The sequence below is a fragment of the Rhodoferax sp. GW821-FHT02C08 genome (genome assembly GCF_059421805.1).
Map to the genome: position 1 here is coordinate 1 of NZ_JBWKVR010000016.1, position 18,288 is coordinate 18,288.

General features: G+C 57.9%; 15 protein-coding genes and 1 pseudogene. 9 read left to right on the forward strand and 7 right to left on the reverse strand.

Annotation, left to right across the window (positions count from 1 at the left end):
• The 5 genes and pseudogenes from AC07VY_RS18245 to AC07VY_RS18265 form a co-directional block, all read left to right on the forward strand.
• Window positions 1-251: pseudogene (locus AC07VY_RS18245) on the forward strand (type II secretion system protein); the annotation flags it as partial.
• A gap of 465 nt (window positions 252-716) precedes the next feature.
• Window positions 717-3,341: an RHS repeat domain-containing protein gene (locus AC07VY_RS18250; RefSeq protein ID WP_495098688.1), complete on the forward strand. Its 2,625-nt coding sequence runs from the start codon at window positions 717-719 to the stop codon at window positions 3,339-3,341.
• Between the two features lie 253 nt (window positions 3,342-3,594).
• A complete protein-coding gene (locus AC07VY_RS18255) occupies window positions 3,595-8,418 on the forward strand; it encodes an Ig-like domain repeat protein (RefSeq protein ID WP_495098689.1) in 4,824 nt (1,607 codons plus the stop codon).
• Window positions 8,419-8,420: 2 nt separating this feature from the next.
• Window positions 8,421-8,690, forward strand: coding sequence for a hypothetical protein (locus AC07VY_RS18260; protein ID WP_495098690.1), 270 nt, complete (start codon window positions 8,421-8,423; stop codon window positions 8,688-8,690).
• A 66-nt stretch (window positions 8,691-8,756) separates the two neighbouring features.
• A complete protein-coding gene (locus AC07VY_RS18265) occupies window positions 8,757-8,882 on the forward strand; it encodes a hypothetical protein (protein ID WP_495098691.1) in 126 nt (41 codons plus the stop codon).
• A 74-nt stretch (window positions 8,883-8,956) separates the two neighbouring features.
• Here AC07VY_RS18265 and AC07VY_RS18270 read toward each other — a convergent pair whose 3' ends face one another.
• From AC07VY_RS18270 to AC07VY_RS18285, 4 genes are all read right to left on the reverse strand, one after another.
• The gene (locus AC07VY_RS18270; RefSeq protein ID WP_495098692.1) at window positions 8,957-9,133 is read right to left on the reverse strand and encodes a hypothetical protein; all 177 of its coding nucleotides are present in this window, start codon (window positions 9,131-9,133) and stop codon (window positions 8,957-8,959) included.
• A gap of 398 nt (window positions 9,134-9,531) precedes the next feature.
• Window positions 9,532-10,035, reverse strand: a complete 504-nt coding sequence (locus AC07VY_RS18275) for a 3-hydroxyacyl-ACP dehydratase FabZ family protein (protein WP_495098693.1) — start codon at window positions 10,033-10,035, stop codon at window positions 9,532-9,534.
• The gene (locus AC07VY_RS18280) at window positions 10,032-11,294 is read right to left on the reverse strand and encodes a beta-ketoacyl-[acyl-carrier-protein] synthase family protein (protein ID WP_495098694.1); all 1,263 of its coding nucleotides are present in this window, start codon (window positions 11,292-11,294) and stop codon (window positions 10,032-10,034) included. Before AC07VY_RS18280 ends, AC07VY_RS18275 begins: the two co-directional genes overlap by 4 nt.
• 10 nt (window positions 11,295-11,304) lie before the next feature.
• A complete protein-coding gene (locus AC07VY_RS18285) occupies window positions 11,305-11,565 on the reverse strand; it encodes an acyl carrier protein (RefSeq protein WP_495098695.1) in 261 nt (86 codons plus the stop codon).
• A 263-nt stretch (window positions 11,566-11,828) separates the two neighbouring features.
• Here AC07VY_RS18285 and AC07VY_RS18290 point away from each other — a divergent pair, with 263 nt between their 5' ends.
• The 4 genes from AC07VY_RS18290 to AC07VY_RS18305 all read left to right on the forward strand — a co-directional run bounded on the left by AC07VY_RS18290 (window position 11,829) and on the right by AC07VY_RS18305 (window position 15,531).
• Window positions 11,829-13,082 (forward strand): beta-ketoacyl-[acyl-carrier-protein] synthase family protein, encoded by a 1,254-nt coding sequence (locus AC07VY_RS18290; protein WP_495098696.1) that lies wholly within the window; start codon window positions 11,829-11,831, stop codon window positions 13,080-13,082.
• Between the two features lie 13 nt (window positions 13,083-13,095).
• Window positions 13,096-13,863, forward strand: a complete 768-nt coding sequence (locus AC07VY_RS18295; RefSeq protein ID WP_495119499.1) for a lysophospholipid acyltransferase family protein — start codon at window positions 13,096-13,098, stop codon at window positions 13,861-13,863.
• A 3-nt stretch (window positions 13,864-13,866) separates the two neighbouring features.
• The gene (locus tag AC07VY_RS18300; protein WP_495098698.1) at window positions 13,867-14,637 is read left to right on the forward strand and encodes a glycosyltransferase family 2 protein; all 771 of its coding nucleotides are present in this window, start codon (window positions 13,867-13,869) and stop codon (window positions 14,635-14,637) included.
• Between the two features lie 87 nt (window positions 14,638-14,724).
• Window positions 14,725-15,531: a class I SAM-dependent methyltransferase gene (locus tag AC07VY_RS18305; protein ID WP_495098699.1), complete on the forward strand. Its 807-nt coding sequence runs from the start codon at window positions 14,725-14,727 to the stop codon at window positions 15,529-15,531.
• Here the strand turns inward: AC07VY_RS18305 and AC07VY_RS18310 are convergent.
• The 3 genes from AC07VY_RS18310 to AC07VY_RS18320 are packed head-to-tail and all read right to left on the reverse strand — an operon-like array spanning window position 15,504 to window position 18,248.
• Window positions 15,504-16,694, reverse strand: coding sequence for a 1-acyl-sn-glycerol-3-phosphate acyltransferase (locus AC07VY_RS18310; protein ID WP_495098700.1), 1,191 nt, complete (start codon window positions 16,692-16,694; stop codon window positions 15,504-15,506). The genes AC07VY_RS18305 and AC07VY_RS18310 overlap by 28 nt on opposite strands.
• Before the next feature lie 13 nt (window positions 16,695-16,707).
• Window positions 16,708-17,427, reverse strand: a complete 720-nt coding sequence (gene fabG / locus AC07VY_RS18315; RefSeq protein WP_495098701.1) for a 3-oxoacyl-ACP reductase FabG — start codon at window positions 17,425-17,427, stop codon at window positions 16,708-16,710.
• The gene (locus tag AC07VY_RS18320) at window positions 17,424-18,248 is read right to left on the reverse strand and encodes a beta-ketoacyl synthase chain length factor (RefSeq protein WP_495098702.1); all 825 of its coding nucleotides are present in this window, start codon (window positions 18,246-18,248) and stop codon (window positions 17,424-17,426) included. Before AC07VY_RS18320 ends, fabG begins: the two co-directional genes overlap by 4 nt.
• Window positions 18,249-18,288: the final 40 nt, after the last annotated feature.

The following is an 18,288-nucleotide window of genomic DNA, read 5'->3' on the forward strand; positions in this document are numbered from 1 at the left end:
CGGGCGGCGTGCGGGCGTATCCGGCGACGCTACAGGACCTCTTGGAGGATCGGCGCTTTGCGACGATACGGAGGCACCTGCGGGTGGTTTATGCAAACCCCTTTACGGGAAAAGTGGATTGGGAGTTGGTGCTGGCGGCGGATGGGCGGGTGCGTGGGGTGCGGGCCGTGGTACCGGTGGACATCCCGGCAGAGAGGGGCAGTATGACGAAGACCTTTGTGTACGTGCCTACCCAAAAATCCTCAATATGAATGAAGACCCTTCTCCTTGATAAAAATGAATGCATCAAAATGTTACATTTGTAAATAAAAGAACCATGGAAATTAAGAGGAAATTTGCAGAGCGTTCAAAGAGTTGAGCTGAGCGATGCTGTTATGGCGGTGCGCAGTGGATGGCGTGCTTTGAACGAGGAGAGACTCGAACACTACTCTGGGACTCACCAGGGCTACGCTTTTCTCAGCCGCGTGCGGCATGCACTCAAGGTTTTTGCGTATTGAGTAATGCGGGACTGATGGCGACAAACGCACGAGCGGAGGAATAAGTGTTATTCGTTATTTCCTTCAACCAAATTCCGATAATCGTATATGAAGCGGAAAAAGATCGGATGTCTTTTGTATGTGCAATGAACATTTAAAAAATTGAATCTAGCTCAAGTTTTTTAACTTATCTGAGTAATTTATTTCTAAAGTAATTTTTGATTTGTATAGGTAAATCTAATGAAAATAGACAAAAAATATTGGCGACCTGCTATCAAGAATGTGTTGCCCAGTTTTTTTGGAGCGGGGTTGTTGGTTTTGTTGACGCCATTGGTGAATGCGCGTACAGCAGGCGGGACTGTTGAGCCAATAATTCGGTGGGTTCCGGATATGAATAGTTTTATTTGTTCTGTTCCCTATGTGGAGGGGACGTTGGCATATTGTGTGCCTCCAGGAATTCTAACTAAATCATACAAATCTCCGCAGGAGGCATTAAGTGCTGTACTTGGCAATCTCCAAATTCATTCCGGTTATGGTGTAAATCCATTTGGCTTGGTCCCCTTGGCTTCGGAAGGATACTTGAATGGGACTGCAAGATATCAGGCGCTGAATATGATGGTGACAAAGGAGGGGGCAGATTTCCTTTCATATGAGGCAGGAGTTCCTACTTTCGTAAATGGTTCTAGCTCCGGACTCACATTCAGTGGAATAGGTATTGATGCCACTGCTATTTGTCCGATCGGTTCATCCATGGCAACAACTTGGAACGGAACCACTGAGACGAGTCGTTGTACTATTAATATTGGATTTCAAGATCCTGCACCAAACTCTTGTCCAGATACACCGAAGCCTGTTTATGCAACGTCTGGATTGAAGCGTCAGGACGAGGTTGATTATCGTGGTCCAAATCTATTAAACCATACGAGAACTTACCGCAGCGACTACGGCGATTTCAATCAATCCGTTCAGCGTGGTGTTCTTGAAGATATATCCGTGGGTAACGTAAAAACATCTTGCTATTGGGGCGCCTATCAACCATATGGCAGTGTTTATGACTACGCTTGCTTTTCCTATATTTCGGGCGGTACTGGGGAGGTGCATTTAATACAGAGCAATGGCGATGTAAAAACGTTTACGGTTCAGAATGGAGGGTATGTGCCAAGTGATGGGAATATTAATGAAAAGCTCAGTTTCAGTACTGTAAATGGTGTGGCGACTTGGTATCTGCGTACTGCAGAAAACATGCTAGAAACCTATGGCAATAATGGTCAATTGTTGAGTCGAGAAGGCGCGGATGGAGGCAAATTAACCTATGGCTATGTTGATATTTCTCCGCCTGCAGATGGTCTGACGCCTTTGAATCGGATTCTTAGTATTAAGGATGCATTTGGTCATGGGTTGACTTATTCGTATGATTCGAATGGGGCCCTAAAATCATTGATTGACCCAGCTGGCGGGGAAATTAAATACAACTATGATGAACCCAGTGCAAACTGTGTATCCGACACTTCTGGTTCATGCAAGCGATTAACTTCGGTTCAATATCAGGATGGAGTTTTACGTCGTTATTACTACAATGAATTGGATCACGTGGCAGTTGATCCTGAGACAGAAAATAACGCGACGATAAAGCACAAAGGTTTCTTGACGGGTATCGTCGATGAACGTGGTGTGCGGCTGTCAGATTACTACTATGACAGTAATGGGGGCGTATGGCGTAGTGGATGGGGTGGATTTAATTACACACTTAAGTATGACTCCCTCTTTCAAACCACGGTAACGGATCCGGTGGGAAATTCTCGCGTCATTAAATTCGTGAGTCTGCTGCATTCCAAATATAAAACCGGGCAGAGTCAACCCGCTGGGTCCGGTTGCAGCGCGTCAACCAGTGCCGCAAGCTACGATACCCAAGGTAATACGGTCTCCGAAGATGATTTCAACGGCACCAGAACATGCCGCGCCTTCGACTTGAGCCGCAATCTGGAAACATCGCGGGTGGAAGGTTTGTCTACCGCAGCAACCTGTACGTCGGTCACCAAAGCCAATGTGCAACTTCAAACTGGTGCTCGAAAAATCAGCAGCACATGGCATCCAGATTGGCGGTTACAGATTGTGATTGCCGAGCCTGGCAAGTTGACAACCCGCATCTACAACGGTCAGCCGGATCCCTTCAACGGCAACGCAGTAGCCAGTTGTGCGCCAAACGCTGCTGTATTGGCAGATGGCACGCCGATCGCCGTCCTGTGTAAACAGGTCGAACAGGCCACCACCGACACCGATGGCCACCTGGGTACCAGTGCGGTGCTGCAATCCAGTGTCGCCAACCGAGTTCACAACTGGACCTACAACGCCACCGGCCAAGTCCTCACCGCCACCGACCCGCTGAACCATACTAGTACATACGCTTACTACAGCGACACCACCGCAGACCACACCCTGGGTGACCTGCAGACCGTCACCAACGCACTGGGCCAGGTGACCACCTTTAACCAATACAACCCGCACGGCCAACTGCTGCAAAGCACGGATCCCAATGGCGTCGTGACCCTCAACAGCTACGACCTGCGCCAGCGCCTGCTCACTACCAGCGTGGACGGGAAGAGCACCAGCTACAGCTACGACGCGGCGGGCCAGCTTACGCGCATCACCCAGCCTGATGCTAGTTGGATCGGATATGAATACGACGCAGCGCACCGTCAGACCGCGGTACTGGACAACCTGGGTAACCGCATCGAGTACACCCTGGACAATGTCGGCAATCGTACGAATGAAGTCGTCAAGGACCCCTCTGGCACCCTGAGCCGCCAGCTCACCCGCAGCTTCGACGCCCTGAAGCGTGTGCAACAAGTCACCGGTAGGGAGTAAGCGCGTGCACAACAATTACAACTTTGATAGCTACCACCGCCTACACACTCGATGCGATGGGTCATCGGATTGTCAAACCGGGCAAGGATTTAAGCGGGATTTTTTTGCGCGATGCGAGCAGCGTATACAACGTCCTCAATTGACGGTAAAGGGTGACCAGAATACGGCCATCAACCCCCATGAGAATGTTGCGGGGGGCGCCGCAACTCAGCCGGTACGTGGTGTGCTTCGGCGCCTCGTTCCCAGCACGAGCATGTCTGACTTTTGGTTGAGGTTGATTCGGATCTGGGCCATTCTGGTTCTGTCGTGCTTTGGTGTGCAGGCGGCAATGGCGTTAACCACCACAACGACTAAGCTGAGTTCCAGCGTGCAGCCTAGCGCCCTCGGGCAGAAGACCACGCTCACGGCCACTGTGACGGGGACCTCGCCCACGGGCCGCGTCGGTTTCTACGACGGTACGACGGCGCTGGGCGTAGGGACCGTCAGCAACGGCGTGGCTACGTTGACTCGGAGTTTTGCGACTGCAGGCTCGCACAATTTGAAGGCCACCTATGTAGGCGACGCCGCCAACTCCTCCAGCAGCGGAGTTTTGACCCAGACGGTCAACACAAGTGCCACGACCACGGTCGTGACCTCGTCGGTCAACCCGGCTACCGTCGGCCAGAGCACGACGCTCACGGCCACCGTTACCGGCTCAAGCCCAAGTGGCACCGTCACCTTCAAGGACGGCACCACCAACCTAGGCACCGCCATACTTGCATCTGGTGTGGCCACGCTGAACATCAGCTTCGCCGCTACCGGTGCGCACAGCATCACCGCGGTGTACGTGGGTGATGCCAATAACCTCACCAGCACCTCGGTCGTATTGAGCGAGACGGTCAATGCGACATCGACGTCGACCACAACAACCCTGTCTGCGAACCCGACCACTGTTGTGATTGGTCAGAACGTCACGTTGACGGCCGCGATCAGCCCTGCAGCTGGCACCGGAACGGTAACTTTTAAGGATGGCACGACCACTCTGGGCACGGGAACGCTCAGTTCGGGCGTGGCCACGCTGATAACCACCTTCAGCACCACTGGCACGCACAGCCTGACGGCGATCTATGCGGGCGACGCGACGCATGCTGGTAGTACGTCGACTGCATTGAGCGAGACGGTTAGCGCGCGTACCACCACGGCTACGATCCTAACTTCCTCTCTCAACCCCGCTGACGTCGGGAAGAACACCACGCTCACGGCCACTGTGAGCGGGACCGCGCCCACGGGTCGCGTCGGTTTTTACGACGGTACGACGGCGCTGGGCGTAGGGACTGTCAGCAACGGCGTGGCCACGCTGACCCGGAGTTTTGCGACTGCAGGCTCGCACAGTTTGAAGGCCACCTATGTCGGAGACACCTCCAATACCTCCAGTAGTGGTGTCTTGGCCCAGACAGTCAACGCAGGTGCCACGAGCACGGTCGTGACCTCGTCGGTCAACCCGGCCACCATCGGCCAAGCCACAATTCTCAAGGCTGTGGTGACTGGTGCGAGCCCCACTGGAACGGTCGCCTTCCACGATGGCACTACGACGCTGGGTGTCGGCACGGTTTCGGCCGGCGTTGCCACTTTGTCCACCAGCTTCTCCAGCAGGGGCGCGCACGCCCTCACAGCCGTTTACGGCGGGGACACCAACAACGTCACCAGTACATCGGCCGTATTGAGCGAGACGGTCAACGCAGGGGCCACCGCGACCACTTTGGCGTTGGCGGCCAGCCCCATGACTGCGGCCCTGAACCAGGGGGTTGCCCTGACCGCAACAATCAGTCCGGCTGCGGCGTCTGGAACGATCACCTTCATGGATGGCGCGACCGCGCTGGGAACTGGCGTCCTCAATTCGGGCGTGGCCACCTTCAATGTCGGCTTCAAGGTCGCCGGCGCGCATACTCTCACCGCAGTGTATGAGGGCAATGCCACTTATTCCATTAGCACGTCCGGTGCCGTGACCGAAACGGTCAATGCCGGAGCTTCCACTACCGCATTGACCTCGTCAATCAGCTCGGTCAACGTCGGCCAGAGCACTACGCTCAGGGCGACCGTCACTGGTTTGAATCCGACCGGCACGGTGACTTTCAAGGACGGAGCGGCGACCCTGGGTACAGTCACGCTCAGCGCGGGCGTGGCTACCTTGCCGATCAGCTTCTCCGCCGCTGGGACACACAGTCTCACCGCCGTCTACTCAGGTGATGTAAGCAACCTCACCAGCACATCGGTCGCATTGAGCGAGACGGTCATTTCGACGTTGACGGCAACCACCTCGACATTGACGCTCAGCGCATCGAGCGTCAATGTGGGCAACAGCGTCACTCTAACCGCCTTAGTACGTCCGGCCGCTGCAACTGGAACGGTCACTTTCATGGATGGTGCGGCCACGTTGGGCACTGGCACACTGACCTCGGGTGTGGCCACATTGTCAAAGAGCTTCACGACAGCAGCCTCTCATAGTCTGACGGCTGTCTACGCCGGTGACACTACGTATGCTATTAGCACCTCGGCGGTCTTGAACCAGACGGTCAACAAAGGCAGCAGCACCGCGGCGTTGACCTCCGGGGTCAATCCGAGCACCGTGGGTCAAAGCAGCATTTTGACAGCTACGGTCACGCCATCGGCAGTAACCGGCATGGTGACCTTCAAGGACGGCGCCACCACCTTGGGCACGGGCACGATCGCATCTGGTGTGGCCGTGTATATGGCCAGTTTTAGCGTAACCGGAGCGCACAGTCTGACGGCGGTGTACGCAGGTGACACCAACTACCTGGCCAGTACCTCGGCGGTGCTGAGCCAAACCGTGAGCGGCACAGCCACCGCAGCAGCACTCCCGGCCCCTCCGAGTTCTCCGGTGCCGGTACTGGGCTACGAGTACGATGCCCAAGGCAACCCCACCAAGACCATCCAGGCACCAGGTGTCAGCGGCTTTGGCTTCACAACCCAGAGCGGCTATGACCCTCTGAGTCGCCCTGTGAGCACCACTGATGCGAAAAACGGCGTCACCCAGTTCGCCTACAACGGCCGAGATGGTCGGACCCAAGTCACCGATCCGCGTAACCTGGTCACCCAGACTCCACGTAATGGTCTGGGCGACGTCACCGCATTGGTTAGCCCAGATACAGGCACGGCCACGCAGACCTATGATGCTGTTGGTAACCTCCAAACCCGAACCGATAGCCGGGGCGTGTTGTCCACTTATAGCTACGACGCGCTGAACCGACCAACGTCCATTGTCTATTCGCTGTCAGGTCAGACCAGCCGAACCGAAACCTGGACTTACGACCAAACCGGCGCGGGCTTCAGCAACGGGATAGGACGGCTTACTTCGACAATCCATCCTGCAGGTGCAACTCAGTACACCTACGATGCTCAGGGCCGGGTGCTCAGCGATACCCAGAAAGTCAATGCTGCGACCGGTGCCAATACCGCCCAGATCAGTGCCGCCGCCACCTATGGCTACGACGTGGCAGGTAACCTCGTTAGCATCATTTACCCTTCGGGGCGAGTGCTCAGTATCACCTACAGTGGAGGTAAACCCAGTGCGCTGGGCCTGGCCAAGGACAGCGCGACCACCGCCACTCCGCTAGTCGGCCAGATCCAGTTCAGCCCCTTCGGTGGGCCACTGAGCTGGCAATGGCAGTTGGCTAGCGGCGTGCAAACCTTCAACCGTGTCTACGACACGGCCGGTCGGTTGGTGCGTTACCAGCTCGGCGGCTTTATGCGTGACCTCAGCTATGACGCGGCGGGACGTATTACCGCCTATACCCACTACGAGATCGCTACCGGCACTGCCACAGCCGCAGCCAGTGCGCTGGACCAAAGCTTTGCCTACGACGAACTCGGCCGCGTGACCAGCGTAACCGCAGCTACATCTAGTTGGAGCATGGGCTATGACGCCAACGGCAATCGCACCAGCGTCGCGCTGAACAGTACGGCTAGTGTCTATACCACGAGTGCCACCAGCAACCGGCTAGCCAGCATCACCAACCCAGCGCGCAACTTTGGCTACGACCCTGTAGGCAACACTACCAGCGATACCACCGGCTACACGAGCACCTACGACCTGGCAGGACGGATAGCCACCCTGACCAAGGGTGGTGCTACGACAACCTACAGCTACGACGGCTTGGGCCGTCGGGTGCGCAAGTTCATCAGCGCGGGCGCGGGAGCAGGAGCGGCCAGCACAGTGCTCTTTGTGTACGACCAGGCAGGGCAACTGCTGGGCGAGTACAACAGCGCGGGTGCGGCGCTACGTGAATATGTGTGGCTGGGCAGCACGCCGGTGGCGATGTTCACACCGGACGCGGTGATGACCAATCCCCCGCTGGTGTACTTCATCCACACAGACCACCTGAATACGCCTCGGGTGGTGGTGGACAAGAACAACGCTCTGCGCTGGAGGTGGTTGGCCGAGCCGTTCGGGACGACGGTACCGGAGGCGAATCCGCAGAACCTAGGTACATTCACGCAGAATCTGCGCTTCCCCGGCCAATACTTCGATCAAGAGAGTGGCCTTTTCTACAATATGGCGCGCTCATACGATCCGAGCACGGGCCGATACACGCAGAGCGATCCTATTGGGCTCAATGGGGGCATAAATACGTACCAGTATGTAGGGGGTAATCCGTTGTCATACGTCGATCCGATGGGGTTGACGCAAGCGGATATCAACAACGCATTCAACGCTGCAAGAAACATAATGCCTCCGGGGTCCAAATTTCCCTCAGCTGTTAAAACTTGGAGTCAGCAGGGCAAAGGTGGAAAGCACAGCTTTTGGGACAAAGACATATATGTCGACTCAAAGTATCTCGATTGCCTTGATGATGGCGAGGCAGGCGCGCTTTTGAGCACAATCCTTCATGAGCTTACGCACTTCAATCAGACGTGGTATGAGTTTGGAATCGACAATGTGCGTGAACGCGTCACGGGCGGTAACTCATCGAGAGCGCAAGACAACGCAGACACCCTGCTTTGGAACAATAGTGCTCTTTTGGCTCAGTATTTGAAAAATCGTCATGTCGGGCAAAGCACTTGCGAATGCAGGAAGTGACCATGCCAAACATCCGAGTGGCCAAAGCCATCTTTTATGTGTTCGCAATTACCTTTCATCTGGTCTTGTTGTTCACCAATGTGGGTAACTACGTGCATGGTGGGACATTGGCCGAACTGTTGGTGTTGCAGGCCGCAGCGGTACTGATCGTGGCGGCAGCCATCAAGCTATTGCCAAAGATTCAACTCATAGAAAAAATCTTTGTAGCGCTGTGCGCTGTGGTGCCGACCATTTCCATAGTCTGGGCCTTGATCTCGGCACTTGGAAGGTAAAAGCCACCCGCCACCCCATAGCCGCTAAAGCTGTGGGGTTCCGGGTGGCTTCTTCTTTTAGCCGCTGTGCTGCTGGGTTACGTCGCCTTCTTGCCGCGCCCTGCGGTGGAGCCCTTGGGCTTGTCCTTCGTGTCGTCTGGCGTGATGAATCCGATAGGCCGTTTCGGCGGTGCAGGTGGCTCAGGCCGTTGATTGGTTCACTGCCGGCTGACTTCAGCATGGTCGATCCAGATGCATCTGAGTTTGATTTGTGGTGTTCAGCTGCGCTAGCCGATCTGGTTGAAAAATTGCCCGCTCTGCACGGTAGTGGAAGTGTGGGCCATTTTTGCGCCAATCTTGGTGCGATCGTTGATCGATTTGCGCAAGGAAATCGCAAGCGCTTGTGTGAATCGATTGGGCTGCAGTGTTGCTGCTGATGCCAGTTTGACCAGCTGGGGGCACATGTGCCAATGTCAAACTGACAGTCCTTGCCCGCCTGGAAAGGTGCCCCAGCTTAGTTTCGGAAGAACTCGGGGTGGTCATCGAATTACTGGCGGTGTGGTCATTCTGAAATTGGCGCAAACACACTAGCGGCACAGTTATGCTTCTCAGTGCGGCACAGATATGCTTCCAGCGACACTGTGTAGCGTGGGCTATCGCCGCGTTGCGTCGTCCTATTTTTGACTACGCAGCGCGCGATCAGAATTCAGGGTGCCTTCAAGCGATGGAGGCCTATTCATGGGACATTGAATTCTTGGAATTAACGCTGCTACCAGCGGGGCAATCACCACACCACCGATGCTAATGTCCGTATGGTGTCGGTCAGTCTCTAGTACAGCATCTCAACAGCACGCTCTAACACTCAGGTGGACCAGCCTATGGAGGCCGAGAGCTGCATCTTGTCGGCGTAGACCATCAGGGTTTCCAGTTGAGCCACTTCGATACCCTGGACCAAGGCCTGAGCCACGATCTGCACTGCATCAGCACCGATCTGTCGGCAGGAGATCTCGAAGGTGACGTCCTGTTCTGGTAGCACCGGACGTTTGAAGGCACAGCGCCGCACCGATGCCAATACGCCGATGCGTTCGCTGGGCAATGACTGCACGTAAGGATCTGCGCTCAGTAATCCAGCACCCGCAAGTTGGGTTACGGATTCAATCAGCATGACTCCGGGTACCAGAGGATAGCCGGGAAAATGTCCCTGGATCATCGCGTTGTCCAGTGACCAGTTGGCGATTGCCGTGTAGACGCGTGGGCCCCGTGCGATCAACTGCTTGCATGCGAATATGGGGCCGCGATGGGGAAGCAGTTTTTCAATCGCCCTATGGTCCAGGGTGAATGGAAACTCGGGAATGGGTTGCGTCATGGTGCGGTAAACCGACGTGCCACCAGGGATACATTGCTGCCGCCGAAGGCAAAGGAATTAGACATCACCGCTTCGACGTGGCAGTCGTGGCGGGCCCGAAGCGGGATGTAGTCCAGATCACATTGCGGATCGGGGTTGTCGAGGTACGCAGTGGGTGGCAGGGAGCCACTGTTCAGTGCCTCGATGCTCAGTGCCAGCTCCAGGGCACCGGCCGCGCCGATAAGATGCCCGTGCATGGATTTGGTCGAACTTACTGCCACCTGCCGAGCGGCACTGCCAAAGGCTTTGTGGATGGATTGGGTTTCAATGACGTCACCGGCGACGGTTGCGGTGCCATGGGCATTGACATACTGAATTTGTTCCGGGGCCAGGCCGGCTTCCTGCAGTGCTTGCTGCATGGCGTGGACTTGGCCATCGATGCTGGGCGCTGTCAGGTGCTGTGCGTCGCTGCTGCAGCCGTAGCCGGCCAACTCTGCGAGTACTTGGGCTCCGCGCTCGGTACTGCGGGAGGCGCTTTCGAGGACCAGGGCTGCAGCGCCTTCGCCAATGGCAAAGCCGTTTCGATCCTTGGCAAACGGGCGGCAGCTGCGAGAGGGGTCGTTGGCGTCAGGCTTGGCCATGACGCGCAACGCGTTCCAGCCCACCATGGCGCCAGGATTGAGCATGGCTTCGGTGCCGACCACCACCGCTGCGTCCAGATAGCCATGGCGAATGGCCCGATAGGCCTCGCCGATGGCGATAGCCGAGGATGCGCAGGCTACCGAATAGGTGTTGCTGGGGCCGTGCAGTCCGTAACGCATGGAAATGGCTGCAGCGGCGGCATTGGCCATGATCCGTGGCACCGTGAGCGGATGCATGACGGTGGGGTCTTTGTGTTTCAGGCTGGGGTCGGACAGCGTCTTATAAAAACGTGCATACAGGCTGTCACTGGTTTGCGAACCGCCAAAGCCGATGCCGACGAAGACGCCAATGCGTCGCGAATCGGTCGGCGGATAGGCAAACCCGGCCTCTCTGATGGCCTGTGCGGTGGCTACGAGCGCAAATTGGGTGGCACGGTCGAGTCCCTGATCGGCTTGTTCCAGCAGGGTTTCCGGGGAGACGCTGGCCTGCGCCACAACGATGTGGGGGAGCCTGGCGGCGATATCTACGGGGCAGGCTCCAATGCCGCTACGTGCATCCAATGCGGCGGCAAATGCACTGGCCTTGTCGGCACCTAGAGGGCAAATGATGCCGGAGCCAGTGACAACTACTTTATTCACTGCGCGTTGATTAGTTTTTGGTAGCCTGGAGCTTGCTGTGTTCCTGGACCATGGTGTTGATGGCCGCAACCATTTCGGCAAAGGTCATGGGCAGAAAGACCATGGGGTCCGGAATCTGGAAACCGTATTTGTCTTCGACTTCAAACAGCATTTCGACCAAACCCAGGGAGTCCAGTTCGAGATCGGCAACTTTCAATATCGGATCTTCAAATTTCTTGGGATCAACACCCGCCGTCTCCACTAAATAATTCTTGATTTGATCAAATAACATGCTGGCTACTAGTGTGACATTGTGGTGATGAATTGTATCGGAGCCGGGCTCAGCGAAGGGAGGCCTGAAAACCGGGCCGCTGCATCGATCCGCTCGCGCGCCCAGCCGTCGTCGGATGATTTTCCTGGATTATTCCGACGGTTTCAGGAATTTCACGTGCTTTAGAATCAAACGCTTCTGCACACCGCTGTGTGCGGCCCAGGTGATTTGTTGAGGAGGATCACACTGGAAACAATAACCAACTGATTTCACTCGCAGCATTCATGAGCAAGGGGCCTGGTCGTAGAGTTGCTGTCACAGGCGTCGGAATGGTGAGTCCCTTTGGTGGAGACACCGATGACTTCTTCGCCAGTATGTTGCGCGGCGATTCCTCTATCCGTCTTTACGAGCATCCCACCTCGCCATCCCGGTTGGTGCAGCCTGCGGTGACCTGCGCCCAGTTTGACGCTAAAGCGTCGATTGGCCATTTGATTGCCCATGTGGCTGATCGCTATAGCCAGTTGGGTGTGGCGGCGGCGTTTTCTGCCTGGGATGACGCCGGTTTGGCGCGCGAAGGGGCAGGCTCTGACGAATACGGTGTGTCTTGGGGCACAGGCACAGGTGGCATGCTGACGTACGAGAAGGGCTACGGAGACATGTACCTGCGTGGCAAGCAGCGGGTCTCCCCCTTGTCGGTGCCCATGGCGATGAACAATGCGGCCGCCTCTCATATCGCCATGGCTTTGGGCTTGGGCGGTGCCTGCCTCACCTATTCAGTGGCCTGCGCTTCTTCAACCGTTTCCATTGGCGAGGCGTTTCGGCGCATTCAACGCGGTGAATCATCCCTGATCGTCGCCGGTGGCTCCGAGTCGCCGCTGGCCTTTACTATCATGCGCGCCTGGGAGGCCATGCGCGTGGTGGCAACAGGTGATGAACAAACCGCGTACCGTGCCTGCCGCCCCTTTCAAAAAGGGCGCAAGGGCCTGGTGCTGGGCGAGGGGGCTGCCGCGCTGGTGCTCGAAGACTGGGAGCATGCGCAGCAGCGTGGCGCCCGCATCTACTGCGAGCTGGCAGGGTTTGGGCAAAGTTGTGACCATACACACCTGGTGCGCCCCGATGCCCAGGGGCAAGCCAGGGCCATCGGGGCGGCGCTGCGTGAAGCTGAACTCATACCGTCACAAGTCGGCTATGTGAATGCCCATGGCACGGCCACCGTGGAAGGCGATCCGGTTGAAATCAATGCACTCCGGCAGGTCTTCGGTGCCCATGCAGAGCAGTTGGCGGTGAGTGCCACCAAGTCGATGCATGGACACTCGCTGGGTGCGGTCGGTGCGATCGAAGCCCTGATCACCGTGCTGGCACTGGCCCGGCAGGCGATTCCGCCCACCGCGCATCTGGAGCAGGTTGCCGAGGACTGCCTGGGGGTTCGCCATGTGATGGGCGGCGCCCTGCTGGATGTACCGCTGCAGGCGGCCATCAGCAACGCCTTTGCATTTGGGGGCAGCAACGCCGTTCTGGCATTTCGTGCGGTCGGTTGATGATGTTTAACGCTTGTTGGATACTGCTTTTTTGATGCTGTTTTTTCGCCATCTGTATGCTGCTGCTCGCCTGCGTTTCGCACTTGCGATACTGGGTGTGGGGTGTTTGACCTGGACCGCTCTGGCTTTGCCCTTGAGCCTGGTCTTGCCAAGCCGTTGGGGCATGTGGGCGGGGCGCCGCATGGCCACACTTGGGTTTCGGGCCTACCTTTGGCTGTTGGAAGTCATTGATCTGGCGCATTTCGACATTGTTGCGCTGGACGCCTTACGCGGCGCCGGTCCTTTGATCCTGGCTGTCAATCACCCGGGCCTGCTGGATGCGCTGATGGTGTTGTCCCGGCTGCCGAATGTGACCTGTATTCTCAAGGCCTCGCTGATGCGCAATCCCTTGTGGGGGGCTGGTGCCCGTCTGGCGGGATACATTCGCAACGACCTGTTTCTCGGCTCGGTCAATCTGGCGGTGGACGAATTGCACCACGGCAGTCAATTGCTGTTGTTTCCCGAAGGGACGCGCAGTGATCCAATGCCGCTGGGAGAGTTTCATATCGGTGCGGCCTATGTGTCCTATCGCTCCGGTATTCCGATTCAGACCATCATCATCGAGCAGGACAGCCGGTTTTTGGGCAAGGGCTGGCCATGGTTGAAGCGACCCGACATGCCGATGCACTTTCGCATCCGTTTGGGCCGGCGCTTTGATCCACCAAGCAATCCCAAGGCATTTACGGTGACCCTGCATGACTATTTTCGCAGTGAAATCACGCCTCTCTCCGGAGGAGCCTGATCGATGCACACCGAGCGCATATTGCCGTCCACCAGCCACCTGGTGCTGATCCCCAGCTACAACTCCGGCGCCCGGGTCTACGAGACTGTGGCGCAGGCCCGCGCGCACTGGAATCCGGTGTGGGTGGTGGTCGACGGCAGTACCGATGGCACCGCCGTCGTCCTGCTGGAAATGGCCGACCTGGACGACGGCCTGCGGGTCTTTGTGCTGCCGCAAAACCAGGGCAAAGGGGCGGCTGTGTTGCATGGGCTGGAACAGGCTGCGCAACAGGGTTTCACCCATGCCTTATGCATGGACTCCGACGGGCAGCACCCGGCGAATCTCATCGAAGCCTTCATGCATTGCTCCCAGGCGACACCCGCGGCCATGGTGTTAGGTGTGCCGGTATTCGATGCTAGTGCGCCGGCGTTGCGCGTCCAGGGGCGCAAGATATCCAACTGGTGGGCAAATTTGGAAACCTTGTGGGCGGGCATTGGCGACTCGTTGTACGGCTTTCGTGTTTATCCGGTGGATCCGTTGCGCGCCGTGATGCGGGGCCAGCGTTGGATGCGCCGTTTTGATTTTGATCCCGAGGCCGCCGTGCGCTTGTGCTGGCGCGGTGTGGTGCCGGTCAATCTGCCCGCGCCGGTGAAGTATTTGCAGGCGCATGAGGGAGGGGTTTCCCATTTCAACTACCGTCGCGACAACCTGCTGCTGACCTGGATGCATATCCGTTTGATGGTCGGGTTCGTGCTGCGCCTGCCGGCGCTGATCATCAGAAAACTGAGTGCTTGAATCGGCCAGAATCTGCAGAGGCATATGTCCATAACAGTCTTGGCCCATCTTCTTCGCGAACGAATTTCCTGGCGTAAGCCGCCCAGGGTGCCGGAACCTGACTTGGTCATGGAAAGCGTGGCGCAGACTTCGTCTTTTGCCCAGGCCGGCGAACAAGACGGGGCATTGGCGTTTCTCTATTTGTACAACGCCTTGCAGATTAGCGCGGTCCTGCAGCCGGGCGATCGGGTGCTGGATCTGGCGTGCGGCCCGGCCCAGCAACTGATGCAGATTGCACGCCTGAATCCTGACGCGCGCTTTGTCGGCCTGGACGCGTCGCCCACCATGCTGCAGTGTGCGCAGAGCGCACTGGCGAGCGCAGGTGTCAGCAATGTCGAACTGGTGCACGGCGACATGGTCCGCCTGACCAAGCTGGAAGATGCCAGCATGGACTGCGTGATTTGCACCATGTCCCTGCACCATTTGCCAGACCAGGCGGCGCTGCACGCCACGGTGCTTGAGATTCGCCGCGTGTTGAAGCCGCAAGGGCGCTTCTACTTGACGGACTTTGGGCGACTCAAGCTGATCCGCACCCAGCGCTTCTTTGCCGATGACCTGCGGCAGTCGGTGCAATTCACCGAGGACTACTTCAACTCCCTACGGGCCGCATTCAGTGTGGAAGAGTTGTCGGCTGCCGTGGCACCGTTGGGTTCGGACGTGAAACGCCATGTGACGGTGCTGGCGCCGTTCATGGTGGTGTTCAAAAGCGCATTCCAACGCCCGATAGATGCGCAGACGCTGCAACGTGCCAAGGAGACGTTTGCCAAGCTGTCGGCTGTGCAGCAGGACAATTTTCGTAGCCTGGTCACATGGTTCCAGCGCAGCGGCTACGCCTTACCCTGCGACCTTGAATAGGAGTGGGAGGCAGCGGCGCCTAGCGCGTTGAACACCGGTTGTGCATACAGCTGCAAGAGCGCTTCGCGTGCTGCAGTGCTCGGCAATCCCATGTTGGTCAACTCCGTCACCTGGCTGGCAATCAGGTCCATGAATGTTTGCGCGTAGGGGGTGTCCAGGTCCCAGTTGCCCCGGGTCAGCAGGGAATGGGCGATCTGGTTGCTGCCCCAGACGCGATAAATGTTCCAGATTTGTGCATCGATCCGGTCCGTGACTTCCTGTACTATATCGGCGCCAGGGGCGTCGTCCAGGCGGATTTCTTCGCCAAACGCCAGGTGGACGTGGCCCTTGTCTGCGACCAGGCTGTCACGGATTTGCGCCACATCTTCGCCTGCGGACTTGTTGTACTCACCGCATGTGCGTCGCAGCAGTGTTTCGCGCACCTTCTGGATGGCACACGGCTCGAATTCGTAGGAGGCGGCAACCGGCACGATGTGTAGTTTTTCGAAATCCGTGTAGGTCCGTGCGCCGGCCAGGCCCAGCATCTTGATGATGGCAGGGTCGGTGTGGTCGTTGCCGTCCTTGGTGCGTCCGGGGCTTTGCGACAACCAGATCGAATAACGCTGTTCATCGATTTGCCGAGCCAGGTAGGTCGCCACCTGCCGGGCGTTGGCATAAACATCACGGCGTGCGCCATTGCGCTTGATGACCACACCATTGAGCAGCAGCATCAGCTCGGAAACACCGGGTGTGGTCATCAGATTGTCGCCAACGCAGACCTTGCAGGTGCCACGTCCGCTGGCCAATAGGTTCAGCGAGACCAGCGCGGCATCCATGACGATACAGCGGTGGTTGGAGATGAACAGAAACTTGCGATCGATCGGGAGCCGGTCCAACCCAGAAATACTCAGGCCTTGCGAGGTTTCGCGCAGGATGCGCTGCAGCATCGGATTGACATAGGCGAACTGGAAGTCCTCTGTGCCGCGGAAGGCATTGGTCTGCTCGATGACGGCCTGTCGGGAAAGACCAGGAAAACACCAGCGCAAGATGGTGTTGGCAAGCGGGCTTGCAAAAAAACGTTCTCGGCTGTCCGCAAATTCGACGGGACTGTCCACTGTGCGCTGGGTTGTTGCGTTCAGGTTCATGGCGCTCAGGTTTGCAGCGTTCAGGTGACGGGCGTGCATCCTGTGGGGTAGGTTAAACCATACCGCCGTTGACCGAGATGATCTGGCCGGTGATGTAGGCCGCACTGTCCGAGGCAAGAAACCGCACCAGTGCCGCAACTTCTTCCGGTTTGCCCGCACGCTTCATCGGCACCAGGTTGGCAATGGCGGTGCTGTCAAAGACGTCTTTGGTCATGTCCGAGCTGATGATGCCGGGGGCGATGGCATTGACCGTGATGCCGCGTGTGGCCAACTCCAGCGCGAGTGACTTGCTCGCTGCGTGCAGCGCGCCTTTGGCGGCGGCGTAGTTGGTCTGGCCACGGTTGCCGGTGATGCCGGCAATCGAAGAAACACTGATGATGCGGCCCCAGCGGCTGCGGATCATGGGCATCGACAGCGGCTGCGTGACATTGAAAAATCCGTGCAGCGAAACGTCGATCACGCTGTGCCACTGCTGGCGCTGCATGCCGGGAAATACAGCGTCATCGTGGATGCCCGCGTTGTTCACCAGCACCTGGATCGGTCCGTCCTCCAGCAGGGCTTCCAGTGAGGCCTGGGTGGCGCTGCCATCGGTCACGTCAAACTGAATGGCCTGCGCCGAGCTGCCATCGCTTCGCAGTTCGTCGCACAGGCTTTGGGCGCTGGCGAGGTTGCGGTTGGCATGGACGATCACATGCAGGCCATCGGCCGCGAGGCTGCGGCAGATCGCCGCTCCGATGGCGCCACTGCCACCGGTGACCAGGGCGCGCTTCATGGATGTTGACTCCGCGTAGCGGGGTTGATGTCGCAGACCTCGACGCCGAGTCGCAGCGTGTCCAGGTATTCCAGCACCACCGATCCGTTGCGAGCCTGCGCCAGCAGGGCCAGCAAGGGCAGGCTGCGTGCAGCCGGAATGCTCAGACGCAGCTGCTCCAGGTCGTCTTCGGGCATGCGCGTCGCGGTGGTATCGCCAAGTGTCAGCTTCAGTAGTGCGCGGGCGGCCGGCGTCTGGCGGGGGTTGAGAACCAGGGCCACACCCATGGCAGCGGGGATCGGCCGCAGACGCTGCAGGGGTTCGGGATACGCCGTGTCGTAGGCCAGCAGCAGGCAAGGTTTGCCACTGCTGATGGCCTGGGTGGCGGCTTCCAGCAGGCCGGCGGCGAAGGTGGCATCAAAGGCGCTCAGGCTGGTGCTGGGCTCCATGCTGCCGGTGGCGATGCCCCAGTAGCCGGACGCTGCGTTGTGCACCGAATTGTGGAAGCGGGTCGGGGACAGGGCGCGGTCGGGGGAGGCTAGGGTTTCCAGGATGGCATGGGCGTTGTCGCAGTCGGCTTCCGTCGAGGAAAACACCGTGGCCAGTTGGGCAAGATCAGCTCCGGCATGGTTTGCCGCCGCCAATCCGATCGCCATGGACAGCTTGATGGGCGTGCCGACCCGCCGGCGTTCGGCGGGAGGCAGCTTTTCTACCGCGGGTAATGCCGTAGGCGCCGCGACATAGGCTTGTCGTCCGGTCAACACGTCGCAGGCTTGTTCCCAGCTCGTCAGGCCAGGCCCGAGAAGTCCGACACCGTCGAGGTGGATGTTGTGCGTGGTCATGCTGGATCAATCGCGCTTTGCATCTGTGGTCTTCTCTCCG